11 protein-coding genes are annotated in these 14,407 nt (G+C 24.2%); 6 read left to right on the top strand and 5 right to left on the bottom strand.

Going from position 1 to position 14,407, the window contains the following annotated elements; translation table 11 throughout:
* Positions 1 to 148 precede the first annotated feature (148 nt).
* Positions 149 to 655 carry a DUF2147 domain-containing protein gene (locus tag R4K56_RS03230; protein WP_335757298.1) on the top strand — a complete coding sequence of 169 codons (507 nt, stop codon included), beginning with the start codon at positions 149 to 151 and terminating at the stop codon, positions 653 to 655.
* Positions 656 to 694: 39 nt separating this feature from the next.
* On the opposite strand, the gene R4K56_RS03225 is transcribed toward R4K56_RS03230, so the two are convergent.
* From R4K56_RS03225 to R4K56_RS03215, 3 genes are all read right to left on the bottom strand, one after another.
* Positions 695 to 1,621 (bottom strand): DMT family transporter, encoded by a 927-nt coding sequence (locus tag R4K56_RS03225; protein ID WP_335771822.1) that lies wholly within the window; start codon positions 1,619 to 1,621, stop codon positions 695 to 697.
* Between the two features lie 33 nt (positions 1,622 to 1,654).
* On the bottom strand, positions 1,655 to 2,827 hold the full coding sequence (locus tag R4K56_RS03220) for an MFS transporter (protein WP_335770373.1): 1,173 nt from the start codon (positions 2,825 to 2,827) through the stop codon (positions 1,655 to 1,657).
* A gap of 113 nt (positions 2,828 to 2,940) precedes the next feature.
* The gene (locus tag R4K56_RS03215; protein ID WP_297299800.1) at positions 2,941 to 3,711 is read right to left on the bottom strand and encodes an HAD-IIA family hydrolase; all 771 of its coding nucleotides are present in this window, start codon (positions 3,709 to 3,711) and stop codon (positions 2,941 to 2,943) included.
* A gap of 251 nt (positions 3,712 to 3,962) precedes the next feature.
* Between R4K56_RS03215 and R4K56_RS03210 the strand changes: the two genes are divergently transcribed.
* From R4K56_RS03210 to R4K56_RS03190, 5 genes are all read left to right on the top strand, one after another.
* On the top strand, positions 3,963 to 5,921 hold the full coding sequence (locus tag R4K56_RS03210; RefSeq protein WP_335771823.1) for a hypothetical protein: 1,959 nt from the start codon (positions 3,963 to 3,965) through the stop codon (positions 5,919 to 5,921).
* A gap of 519 nt (positions 5,922 to 6,440) precedes the next feature.
* The gene (locus tag R4K56_RS03205) at positions 6,441 to 9,809 is read left to right on the top strand and encodes a DUF4132 domain-containing protein (RefSeq protein WP_335771824.1); all 3,369 of its coding nucleotides are present in this window, start codon (positions 6,441 to 6,443) and stop codon (positions 9,807 to 9,809) included.
* Between the two features lie 12 nt (positions 9,810 to 9,821).
* Positions 9,822 to 10,988, top strand: a complete 1,167-nt coding sequence (locus R4K56_RS03200) for a hypothetical protein (protein WP_335771825.1) — start codon at positions 9,822 to 9,824, stop codon at positions 10,986 to 10,988.
* A 51-nt stretch (positions 10,989 to 11,039) separates the two neighbouring features.
* Positions 11,040 to 11,750 (top strand): hypothetical protein, encoded by a 711-nt coding sequence (locus tag R4K56_RS03195; protein WP_335771826.1) that lies wholly within the window; start codon positions 11,040 to 11,042, stop codon positions 11,748 to 11,750.
* A 12-nt stretch (positions 11,751 to 11,762) separates the two neighbouring features.
* A complete protein-coding gene (locus tag R4K56_RS03190; protein ID WP_335771827.1) occupies positions 11,763 to 12,449 on the top strand; it encodes a hypothetical protein in 687 nt (228 codons plus the stop codon).
* 80 nt (positions 12,450 to 12,529) lie between these two features.
* On the opposite strand, the gene R4K56_RS03185 is transcribed toward R4K56_RS03190, so the two are convergent.
* Together R4K56_RS03185 and R4K56_RS03180 are read right to left on the bottom strand one after the other, a co-directional pair.
* On the bottom strand, positions 12,530 to 13,537 hold the full coding sequence (locus R4K56_RS03185; protein ID WP_335760516.1) for an aldose epimerase family protein: 1,008 nt from the start codon (positions 13,535 to 13,537) through the stop codon (positions 12,530 to 12,532).
* 353 nt (positions 13,538 to 13,890) lie between these two features.
* A complete protein-coding gene (locus tag R4K56_RS03180; RefSeq protein ID WP_335757289.1) occupies positions 13,891 to 14,286 on the bottom strand; it encodes a secondary thiamine-phosphate synthase enzyme YjbQ in 396 nt (131 codons plus the stop codon).
* Positions 14,287 to 14,407: the final 121 nt, after the last annotated feature.

Here is a 14,407-nt window from a genome sequence, read left to right as displayed (position 1 = left end):
GATTAAAATATCTATAATAATCTTTGTAATAATTTACTTTTATCTCTATAGTTTGTTATAAATAATAATATTTTTATCAAATTATAAAAAATTAAAGAAATTAATTTGATAAAATACTATATAATGAAAAAAAGGAGAAATAAGACAAATGAAAAAACTATTTTTATTAACTGGTATGTTGTTTATTTGTTCTAGCATTATGGTAATGGCTCAAAATGCTAATGATGTTGTTGGTTTATGGTATTCTGAAAAGGATGCAGACGGTCTTATTCCTGTTGTAGAAATATACGAGGAAAATGGTCAGTATTTTGGTTACTTTTTCGATTATAAAGAACCTTATAATGGTCCTGATAAGAAAGATGTAAAAAATCCTAATAAAGAATTAAGAGATTTACCTGTAAAAGGATTAGTTTATTTAATGGGACTTTCTTTCGATAAAGGCGAATGGAAAGGCGGTAAAATATACAATCCTTATGACGGAAAAACTTATAATGGAAGAATGTCTTTATCCGATGATGGTAAAACACTTACTGTTAGAGGTTCTTTAGATAAATCAGGAATATTGGGTAAATCTATGAAATGGACTAGAGTTCCAGATTCTGAAAAATCAAAATATAAACCTATGAATAGATCTCAATTAAGAAAATTGAACTAATATTTCATAATATAAACTATTTTTTATTAGGAGGTTTAATCAGCCTCCTATTTTTTTATTAAATTTTATCTTATCGCCTATAGTACTATATATAATTCCTATAAGTATTAATGCTCCGCCTATAACTTGAGATATTAATAATTGTTCATTTAAAAGTATAACCGCTTCTAAAGATGAGAAAAATGGTATTGAGTCATATATAATAGCACCTTTTATAGCTCCTATTTTTGCTACAGCCATATTCCATAATATAAAACCTAAAGCTGATGGAAATATACCAACATATACAAGTATCAAACCTGATTGCATATTTAAAGCATGAGCATTGTTTGTCATGTATGTTAAAATCATTCCAATGATTAATGGTATAAGTCCTATTATAACCATAAGATAAAAGAATGTAGATTGAGACATTTCTTTAGGTCTTATTTTCAATGTTAAAGTATAAATGGCAAATAATATAACAGCAAAGAGCATATATAAATCTCCTATTGCAAATTGAAGATTCATTAAAACATTTATGCTTCCTTTAGTTATTAATATTACAACACCCAATATAACAACTAATAATCCTAATTTTTGATTAAAAGTTAATTTTGTTTTCCATACTATTCTGCTTATTATTGCTATTATGATAGGGGATAAAGTAGCAAGCAATGACATATTAGTTGCATTACTTGTATGTGCTGCCAAATATACAAAAGTATTAAATACTGTTACACCTAATATTGATATTATTATAACTTTTATCCATGAACCTTTTATGTATTTAATAGTTTTAATTAATTTTTTTATACAAAATGGAGTTAGTACTATAAAAGTTACAAACCATCTATAAAAAGAAATTTCTATAGGAGTTAAATGAGTTAAAAATCTAGCGGCTACAAAATTACCGCTCCATATAATAACGGCAAGTATTGCTAGTATGTATCCAGAATTTTTATTAGTTGAATTATTTTCAGACATATTGTTTTCCATTTATTTTTAATTAATAGCGTACTATATTATGATAAAATTATTTTTTTTACAATGTTTTTTATCATTTTGTTTATTTGTAGCATAATAAATTACCGATATTATTGATGATAATACAGCAATAATAGTCAATACAGTATAGGCGATATTTATAGAATATACATCTATTAGTTTACCAGTAATAATTGGGAATATAAAAATACCAAATGAATATGTTGATTGGAAGAATCCCATAGCAGATGATTTCTTTTCCATATCTATTTCTTTTATAGATTCGCTTGTTAATAATGCTGCTAATATACCGGAAGAAAAACCTCCTAATATTTGAGATGCTATAATTATATATACATTAGAAGTAGATATAACAGTTACACAATATATAGCCATAATTATAAAAGAAACAGGTATATATATTTTTATATTGTTTTCATTCTTTATTTTACTTGGTAAAAATGAACCTACTATAGCAAAAAACATACTAATTATTGAAGCAGCTCCTACATTTTGAGCAGATCCTCCAAGTTCTTTTATTCTATTTAAAGTGAATGATATAACAGCTGACATTTGTACGCCTTGCATTACTATAGCTAGAAAAGAGAATACTATTAATCTTTTATTATTTATTACAGAAAATAAGTCTTTTATTGATAATTTTCTATCTTGTTTTTTATCTTTCAAAAATAGTCCTAGTATTGCTACCAATGCTCCTGAAATACCGCTTACATATAATAAAAATTTCATACCGAATTTATCATAAGAAAATGCTGCTACTAAAAAAGCAATAAACATACCAAGAACGCTTGCTACTAATGCTTTACTTGTTGCTTTGTATTCTTCTCTTTTATCAAAATAGGATGCATATAGAACCATAAATACTGTCCATATAGAAGCTGATATTCCGCATAATGTACCGCCTATTAAAAATCCATTAGCATTTAAATTAAATATTCTTACAAAAGCACCAAGAGAAGTGAGAATTCCCGCAAGTATTATGAATATTTTACATCTTCCTACATAATCATTAAGGAGTCCAAATGGAAATTTTAGGAACATTTGTGCTGCTCCATAAACTCCTATTATAATTCCTATTAAAGATGAGCTTATATTTATAGAAGATAAGTATGTAACTTGATATGGAATGTATACATATAATGATATCCATAAAAATGTCATAATTGCAAATAGTAATTGAGCCATAAATAGTATCCCTGATTTGTAATTTATTTGAAAAAGTTTTTAACAAAAATGAAGCTGCTTAATAGAAAATTAAACAGCTTTTTATATTATATATTTAAACTTTTATTTGTAAATTAGAATTTCTCTATATTTATTTCAGCAACAGAATTAAAGATGTAATTTGGTCTGTATGGGAATTGCTGAACCATTTCTTTTGTAGTAACTCCTGATAGTACAAGAGCAGTTTTCATACCAGCACCAAGTCCTCCTAGTATATCAGTGTCCATTCTATCGCCAACCATTAATGTATTTTCACTATGGGCATTTATTTGATTTTTGGCAATAGACATCATTACAGAGTTAGGCTTTCCAACTATATAAGGTTTTTTTCCTGTAGCAGTTTCTATTGCAGCAAGTATTGGGCCTACTGCAGGTACTAATTCTCCATTTGGAGCAGGGTCTACTATATCCGGATTGCATCCTATGAATCTTGCACCTTTATTGATTAAATGTGTAGCTTTAGTCAGCATATCAAAGTTAAATGCATTTGTCTTTCCTACAACAACATAATCAGGATTAACATCATTTATACTATATCCTACATTATATAATTCGCTTACTAAGCCGCCAGTACCTATAACATAAGCTGTTCCGTTAGCTAATTGTCTTTGTAAGAATATAGCTGTTGCTTGTGCTGCAGTGAAAAAATGCTTTTCTTCCAATCCGTTTACGCCTAATGATTCTAATTTTCTTTTTAAATCTCTTGGAGTTTGTTCGGCATTGTTAGTTAAAAATAAAAATGGCACCTCTTTATTTAGAAGCATATTAATAAAATCTTCAGCACCATCTATTAAATTATTGCCTCTGTATATAACTCCGTCCATATCTGATATTATGCTAATCATTTATTCCCCTTTATTTAATTCTATTTATTTCATTGAATTTTTTATGATTATTAAATTTAGATTATAACACCATTATTATTAATATTATTGCTAATAAATTGTATAAATATAAAATAAAAAGTCAATTATAATTTTTTTATTTTATACTTGTGTAAAATGTTATATAAGCCTTATACTTGTAAAAAAATATATTTTGTATATAATAAAATAATATAGTAAAAATGTTTTTACTAACGAATTCTAGGGGGATTATGGTGAAAAAAACAGCTTATATTATAATTTTTATTTTTGCATTAATTTTTTATAGCTGTTCAAATTCTAGTCAAACAGATAATACTAATATTCAGCAACATACTAATACATTAAATACGAATAATACTCCGCAAAAAGAAAATGCTTATTTTGATATGAAATATGTTTATAAAGCAGTTAGAGTTAATCAAACTAATTTTAATAATGCTTTGCTCAGTTATTATCAAGATGTTAAATATACAAATATTATAAATAGAAATAAAGATTTCCTTAATAAAAAACTTGTTGGGGATAATGATATAAAAAAATATGCTATAGATTTTATTTCTAATGCTTACCATAATCATTATGTAAATGAAATGAATTCTGCCGATTTAAATACAGATGATTACTCTTATTATTATGCTTCAGAGTATAATCATGTAGAACAGAATTTGGCTTTAAAAAAAGCAAGAGATTTACTTTTAAGCATAAAAAACAAAGACCCTGAAATTTACTTAGCTTTATTCTTATCTCATTTAACTACTGATTCATTATATTATTTTGATGATATGCAAAATTATTTACAGGAATGGAAGAAATTAGGCGGATCAAATATTAATATGATGATAGGTATTGTTAGTGAGGCTAATAATATAAATAAAGTTTATTCTAATAAAATGAGATTTATTAATTATATAATAGAAGCTCCAAAAGATTTGGCTGTTGAAAAACTTGTAGCAGATGCTTATCAAAATGGATTTTTGAATGATATATCTAAAACTTCCGGTTATTTAGATATTTATAATGAAAATAATTATAATCTTTCTTCAATAGTTTATGAAGGTACAAATAATAATCTTGCCTATTTCTATATAGTAGAAGATAAAGTTAATACTAATATAATGAATAAATATTTACAAACTTATGTAAAAACCACTTTGCCTAAATCAAGAATGACTAATGATGCTTATTATAGAAATTTTTATAATCTTGATAATTCATATCCTAAAGAAAAATACGATGAAATGGCAGATTTATATTTCTTAGAGTTTAAGAAAAATACATTTGTTTATTCTCTTTATAATGATAAATTAGAAGATGTATATTATTTTAATCCGGCATTTATTGGAAATACAAAGTATGCTTCTTTTGAAACAATAGAAACATTCAATTTCCGTCTTGGTGATGATTCAAAATTAATTTCTTCAAATACAAATATTATAAAGATTGCTGATGTAATAGAATTGGCAAAAGATTCAAGATTTGTAGTTAATGGAAAAATAGATAAAGAGGAATATGCTAAGTATTTAGATGAAATATTATATTTTCCTTTAAATAATCCTTTGATTTTCTTATGTGATATAAATAATGATGGTAAAGAAGAAATAATGTTAAGCGGTACTTATAAGAATCCTGGTAAAGTGGGTGGAATAGCATCTTATACTTTGCTTTTAAAAGATAATTTAGAATTAGATTTGGAAAGTATTTCTGGTAAGGCTGTAAACAATTTAGATAGGCAGGGATTAAATTCTAAACAAAAAATATATAATGAAAATGGAAAGAATAAAATTCTTCTTATAGATACAATAGCTAATATAGCGCAAGATGTATTCTGTGATAAAGATGTTGTTAAGGTAGATGAATTTACTTATAAAAGTTATAGTTTTGATTCTAAATTATTATGGAAAGGTGAAATAGAAAATGGTGTTCCAGAAGGAGCTTTAAAAACTGATGCTAGTTTTGATATGTTTAAAGCAGGAAGCGATTCTGATAAGGTTATAGTATCTGATAAAACTTTAAGAATGGCTGATAAACTTATAAGTGATAATTACTACAAAGAACGTGAAAAGTTAGATGAAAAAGGACGTGATAAGCTATTAGAAAACAGACGTGCCGAAATAAAATTAATTCAAGATAAACATGGCGATGTTTTAGGAATAGAAAAAGAAATGCTTAATATACTTGGTATAGAATAATTGATTAATTAAATTATTTTGATAATCTAAAATTTACCTAAACAGCTATATTTTATCAAAAATAAAATTATATTTTCTTTTTAATATATTGGGATTTACCCACTGCTAAGCACACAGTGTGCAGCTCTGCGTGCTTACGCAATACCACCACTTCTTTTACGACCGAAGGAAGTACTGTAAGTATTGGTATAAGGCATAGCCCGCCTTTGGCGAGAACCTATATCCTTGATAAACTTGGATACACTACACGAACAACTGCATTTGACGAAGTCCACCTTTATGTGTAATCCAAATGTAGAATATATCCTATATTTAATAATGTATCATTAAAATATAAAGTTCTAGCAATTGCGTTTTTTGCTACTTTTTTGTGCGACAAAAAAGTAGGTAACATTTATATAAAGTGTATCAGATGACAAACTTAAAAATTTTCAGTATATAATATCAAATGTTTCAATTAAATTGATTTAAAAAGAATTCTATTATATATTTTATATAATTTTTATTGTAGGATATTGTATGGGAAGTATAGAAAGTCATATAAAAAAAGTTACAAATAGTAAAGATATTTCAGATGAGATTAAGCGTAGTGTTGAAGATTATGTGTATTTGAAAAGTGATGAAGTACCTGAAAGAGTTCATTCTATAATGAATAGAAATGATTTTGATGCTTTTATTAATGATTTAAGTAAATGCAGACAAGATGAGAGAGAATCATATAAAAGACTGCTTATTCTTTATATACATAATAATTATGAATATAGAGAAACTAATACTTACAATATTATAAAATTTTATTATTTAGATGATTCTGTAAAAAATGCTTTTCTTTATTATATTTTTGAAAACAAAGAAAATATTATAGGAATTCATTTTTTTATAGATTTTTTAAAATGTTATAATTTAATTTTTAAAGAATTAGTAACAATAGATAATAAAATAAAAAATTCTTTTAATAGATTTATAGAAGAAATAAAAAATAAAACTGATGATGAAATAATTAATGAATATAAAGATTATCAAATATACTGTCCATTATATATTTTATCACAATTAATAATACATACCAAAGATAAAAACTTGGCTCTAAAATTATTATCTATAATTTCAAAAATAGAAAATAATGAAAATATAATAATTAGAAATATTTTATGTTCTTTATTTTTAATAATTGATGTGTCAGAGGAAATAAAAAATAAGTTTGTAGAAATTTTATTAAATAATAAAGGTTCATCAGCTTTATTTATGAAGGATATTAATGTCTTTTATAAAAGCGAATATTTTATAAGGTATATAATAGATGTTAATTATACCACATCAGATAATAAATATAATAATGTAACTTTAACATATCCATTTATTAATGAGCTTCCTGAAATATTACAGAAAATGTTTTATTTATTTAAATCTAATTCTCAAAGTATAAAATTGGAATTAATAGAATTATTATATAATGATGATAGAGATAATTTTTATAGCATGTATAAATTATATCAGGAATCTGTATTGCTTGATTATAATAATTCTAATCCTCAATTAAAATATAATAACATGCATTTTGTAGATAATTGTATTGATATTTATTTACTTATGTCTGCATTTTTATTTAATAAAAAAGAAAATGAAATTATATACAATAATATAGTTGATAGGGCAGTAGATTTTCTATTTAATTTTTTAGATCCGCTTCCTGAATGTTATGATGATTATAATGATTATAAATATTTGATACATAATATATTTGAATATCATACTTATATGCTTGCTTTATTATACGATTATAATGATAAGGCTAAAAACTTTATAAACTCAACTCTTTATTCTTATATTACAATAAATAGTTTTATTTCAGCTAGAAATTATTTATATGATGAAACAGTTTTCAATATTGTAAAAGAAATATTTACTTTAAATGATAAAGTAAATATAATAGATATTTATTTAACTTACTATATTTATACAAATGCTATATATTCTGCAGATAACAAGAAAAAAACATTGTTGAATATATATAATATTACAGAAATAGGTAATGATTATTTAAAAGATATTTATAAGTTTATTAATGATGATAAGTTTATAAAAAATATTTCTAAGGATATTAATTTTACCATAGATTTTTTGAATACTTTATATAACAAAGAAAGTAAAATAGAAAATTATAAATTAGTATTAAAACTTCTTGAAACATCAAAATCAAAAGAAATAAAAAAGACATGCATTAAAATATTAGAAAAATCGGAAAGCAAAGTAAAAGATGATGTAATTCAGAAACTTGATAAAGCTAAAGGAGAATTTGAAACTTCATTAAAAAGCATAATAAGAATTTGGGATATGAGCAGATTTAATGAAAGTTTTGAATTTGAAAATATAGAAGAAATAATCTCTCATGTAGATAAATATTATAATGAAGGATATGAAGAAAAAATCAATAAGTATAGCTTTATAGAAAAGGAAATATCAAATGTATTATTAAAAGATAAAAAAACATTAGTGCCGTTAAAAGTAATGAAGTATATTTTTACTGAATATATAGCATTAAAAGAAATAAATAAATTAATAGATATAGAAAAAATCATTAATCATTTTGATATTGAATCTTTCAGAAATGCTTTATCAAATATTTATAATGAATTTGTTAATTTGAAATATCCTATAGAATTAAAAAACATATATATTCTTTACTCTTTATATATGAATGACGAAGCAGTGTTAAAATTAAAAAATGAAATTGATTATTTAACTAATAATGCCAGAGGAGCATTGGCGGCACATATAGTACAATGTATGGCATTGAATGGAAATAAATTGGTTCTTGTTATGCTTGATTCTATTTCTTTAAAGTATAAAAATAATCAAGTTAAAAATGCTGCTAAAACTGCATTAGAAAATGTTTCTTCTATACTTGGAATTAGCAGAGATGAACTTATTGATAAAATAATACCTGATTTTGGTTTTGACAGCAAAGGACAAAAGATTTTATCTTATGGAGGAGAAGCTCAAAGAACTTTTATTATAAGCATAAATAATGATTTTAGTTTATCTATTAAAGACAATCAAAATGATAAAATAATAAAATCTTTGCCAGCTCCAAATAGTAAAGATGATAAAGATACTGCCTCAAAAGCAAAAAAAGAATTAACAGAATTAAAAAAATCTATAAAAAATACTGTAGAGAATCAAATTATAAGATTGAAAAAAGTATTATTAAATGGCAGGAAATGGAGTTATAAAGGATTTAAAGAAGTATTTGTGGATAACCCTTTAATGAATATATTCTCTCAAAAACTTATATGGGGCATTTATGATGATAATAATAAATTAATAGAGTCATTCAGATATACGGAAGACGGTTCTTTTAATACAGTACATGATGAAGAATATATATTTAAAGATGAATTAAAAGATAAAAAGAATATAACATTAATTCACCCTATAGAACTTGATAATGATATTTTATTGAAATGGAAAAATCAATTAGCAGATTATGATATTGCACAGCCTATAGAACAGCTTAATATGATTTATGAGCTTCCAGAAGAAAAAGATATAAATAAAAATCTTGAAATAGTATATCATGATAAAAAGGTTAATCCTTATGCATTAATGAAATTGGCAGCTTCTCTTGATATGAAAAGGGGAGATGTTTTAGATGCAGGAACTTTTTTTGAATATTCTTTGAAAGATGAAATAGCAAAAATAATGTTTGTAATTCATTTTAATTATTTGATGGTTGGTTATGTTCAGGAAGAAGATGTTGATATTGAAAGAGCAGTGTTTTATAAATTAGATGAAGATAATAATTTTGATTTTAATTCTCCAAGCAATCCTTTGGAATTGAATAAAAGATTTGTATCTTCTATATGCGGTTTAGTTAAAGAATTGTAAGGTTTTATAATAGTGGATAATATAGAAAACAATAAGAATACAATATTTTATAAAAATATAGTGAGAAATTTTAATATAGTTATAGGCATTAGTTTTATAATGCTTGTATCTATAATATATATTACTTCTGTATTTAATGTTCATATTCCTCAATTAAATTCCAATACAGATTTGGGATTATTAGAAAGTATTTTAACAGAAAATTTTATTTATTATACAAAAATATTTTTTTCTTTTTTAATGCCATTAACTTTTTTTATATTCATGTTTCTTTTTGTTCTGAATCCTATTAGTTTAAAGTCCTTATTAATATCTTTTGTATTAATTTTTTTAACTGCATTTTATTTATATAAACTTCCTTATAATATATTGATAGAACCTGTTGATAATTTAGATTATTTTATAAAATTAATTATACATATTATAGCAGCAAATTTTATTATGCTTTTTATTGTGGGATTAGCATATATTAAATATGATATTAAAAAATTATATATTCTATCTGATTTTTATACTATGATTGCTGAAATTATAATATGGAGTTTATTAATATTATTTATAATTTCTTTGATAGTATCTTCTGTTATTGCTTTATTTTATTTTAATGGAAAGATAGAAATAAAAAGTGCAATTAAATTTTTATTAAGAAATGATATGAAGAAATTAAAAATACTAATGTCAATTTTTATTGTATTAAAGGTTTCTATTATATATTTTTCTTATGTTATTTATAATAAGATGATTAATACTAAGCTCTCAATTAATATTTCAAGGGTACTTTCTTTATTTATATCAGCATTTTCAATTTTTATTATAGTTATGATTTATAAATATAATTTGTTTAATCATCATTATAATTATTTCTTATTGCTTGCCTGTTTTGTTTTCATGGTATTTTTTGTATTTAATATTATTTTATTTAGAATAGATAAAGAAGCTAAAATATTTGATTATATTATATATATTGTTTCAAATGTATCAGGATTAATATTTTCTGCCTTTATATTAATAAATTGTATTAATAAATTTTCAGAAGTATTTATTATAATCTTTAATATTATTATAATTACCAATTTTATATATAATATAGTATTTTGTATTATTAAAAAGTATATAAAATTCATATTTCTATATAATTATTTGTATATAATCTTTTTATTTATATCATTATTTTATTGACTTTATAATTTTTATATATTATACTAGATATGGGTACAAATAAGGAGTTTTATGAGTTTTAGTAAAAAATTATTTTTAATAAGTTTTTTTGTATTAATCATTATTCCTTATAATGCAAGTGCGGCTAATTTAGCATTAGGTGCTATAAGCCAATTTGGTATGAGCGGCGCTAATACAAATTCTTCAAAAATATTTCCTTCTGGTTTCAGGGATTTTGATTCAGGATTTGCTTTTTCAATAGGACTTAATCAGCCTATTTCTTCATCATCAAAGATATCTTTTTCATTATTGCTTGATTTAGGATATTATCATGATTCTTATGATTTTAAATATACAATAGATGGAAGAAGGGCAACTGAAAATTATCAGTTTGAAAGTTTTTTAGTTGGCGGATATGCAAGATTAAATTTTGGATTTATATCATTAGGAGCAGGCGGAGGAGCTAAAATTCCAGGTTCTGCCACATATAAACTAAATTCTTATGACCGTCATAGATTTTATAGATTTAATTTTGGAGATTTAAGCGATATATTTGAAAATGTTGTTATACCTTATGTGAGATTTTCACTTGATTTTACTGTATTCAACTATTTATTAATAGGTGTATATGCAAGTTATGATTTTCCTCTTTATTTCCAATATAATAATTATATAAATGATGTCATTATTAATAAAGACTCAATAAGTGCATTGGATATAGGTATTCAATTTGGCTATTATATCAATATAGATTTTGATAGAGATAAATATTATTATTTGTAATGGGGGGGATATATGAAAAAAATAATTATTTCTATGTTATCTGTTTTTTTATTTGCATCATTCAGTCAAGCTTATGGTGCTGATTTTATAGCAGGTATTATTGGCAGATTTGGTGCAAGCAGTGCTACAACAGACAGAAGTAAAATATTCACAACAGATTTTAGAGATTTTGACAGCTCTTTTTCTTTTCAGCCTGGCGTATTTTGGGGATATGATGATTTATTATCTTCAGCATTTTTATTTGATATAGGATATAATAAAGACAGATATGAAATAAAATACACACTTAATGGAAAAAGAGTTCTAGAAAATTATAAATTCAGCAGTATATCATTTGGTTTATTTCCTAGACTTAATATAGGATTTTTCTCTATAGGTGTTGGAGGTGGTATTAAATTGCCATTTTCTTTAAAATACAGCATAGAGGGTGATGGTTACAGCCATGATAGATATTCATTAGATTTTGGGGATATAAAAGATTCTTTTGAAAATTGGTATATACCTTATGTGAAAGTTTCAGCTGATTTTTTGATTAAAACTAAGAGAAAATTTATGCTTTCATTTGGTGTATATGCAAATTATGATTTTCCTATTAATATAGATAAAACTGGACCATTACAAGAGATTAGTATAAATAAAGAATCATTGGCAGCATTTGATATAGGCTTCCAATTTGGTATGTATTTCTTAAGCAGATAATATTAATATTTTATTATAAAAATAAAGGGCCTTGTATTAATTACAAAGCCCTTTTTTATTTATATATTATTATTTTTGAATTAATTTAAACCAAATTTATATATTGTTCTATGATTAAATTCTCTGTCAGGATATACAATTATACTAGGGAAATGATTAAAATTCAAAGCACAAGGGAAATATTGTGTTTCTAAACAGAATGCTTCATGTTTATTAAGTGTTTGATTTCTAACCTTACAATTATTAAGAGAATTAGCAGTATAAAATAATACAGAAGGCATAGTAGTAAATACTTCCAAACTTATTGAAGTTTCTTTTGATAAAACTTTTACTCTTTTTTTGTTTATATCATTATCATCAAATATAAAGCAGTTATCACATCCGCCTTTAGCTTTTATTATTTCATCTATTTTTTTAGATTCAGTAAAATCATAAGGAGTATTTTTAGTTTTTAATATTTCACCGGAAGTCATATCATTTTCATCACTAGGCAAATAATATTTAGCATCTATAAATATTTCATGATCATTTATTTTACCGCCTCCATTTAAATTGAAGTATGAGTGATTCATTATATTTAAAGGAGTTGCCTTATCAGTTGTAGCAATATAGTCTATTATTATTTCATTTTCATCAGTTATAGTGTATTTTACCATTAAATTAACATTTCCGGGATATCCTTCTTCACCATCTTTTGAAACGTATGAGAATAAAACTTCATTATCCTTTTTTTGTACAGAATTAAATGTTACATAAGAAAAACCTTTTACACCGCCATGAGTATGATCTGGAGATTTATTAGGAGTTATATTGTATTCTTTATCATCTATTTTGAATTTAGCTCCCATAGTTCTTCCTGCCACTCTGCCGACAGTAGCTCCCATGTGACCATTTTTAGCTTTTTCTGAATAAAATTCTATATCATCAGAGCCGAATCCCACTTCTATTTCTTTATTGTTTTTATCTTTAAAAAATATTCCTGTTATAGTGGCTCCAACTTCAGCTAATTTTACTTTTAATCCCTTATCATTTTCTAAAATGTACAGGTATGAATTGTTGCCAAAATCTTCTTTTTTTGATCTAAACATAATAATATCCTTATAGTGGTTTATATTATATATTATACATTATTTTGAATTTTATTTATATAGAAAAAGTTTAGAATAAATTATTTTTATATACATGTATAAGGTATATTGACAAATGAGTTTTTATGTATATACTATTTAGTATAGATAATATTTATAAGGTATAATATGTGACTATTAATAGAGTTAATTGGTTCAATTACAAATTTTATAAAAAATAAATTCTTTAACAAAGGTACTAAGACAATTAGGTAGTAGTTTACCATATATTTAATAGATTTGATTTACCCCATCGATATCAAGGAAGATTAATTTCTTCCTTGGTACATTATTTATGATATTTTATTAATTGTTTATTTACCGATCACTTGTATGTGAACTTTTCTGTTTCTTGGGCCGTCAAATTCAAAAAAGTATATATCCTGCCAAGTGCCTAATACTATTTTAGAGTTTTCAATTATTACAGTTAAACTTGGTGCTACTAATGATGAAAGTACATGAGCTTGAGAATTTCCTTCTCCATGTTCATAATTATCATGCTGAGGTACTAATTTATTAAAAGCATTTTTCATATCAAATACTACATCTGGATCAGCATTTTCATTTATTCCAACAGCAGCAGTAGTATGAGGAACAAATATTACAGCAATTCCGCTTTGTATTTTTTCTTCATTTACACATTTTTGAACTTCGCTTGTTATATCAACAATATCAAATCTGGCATTTGTTTTTACATTAATAGTATGCATTTTTTATCCTTTTATTTTTATATTGTTTATATCCTATACGATAATACTTTGATTGTCAATTTGTTTAAGAGCCATAGATATTGCACACTTTTAGTTTAAAAAAAAGATGGTATTCCTTATA

It is taken from the genome of Brachyspira pulli, assembly GCF_036997785.1.
GTDB classification, from domain to species: Bacteria; Spirochaetota; Brachyspiria; order Brachyspirales; family Brachyspiraceae; genus Brachyspira; species Brachyspira pulli.
This window is presented reverse-complemented; position numbering and strand designations above follow the sequence as displayed.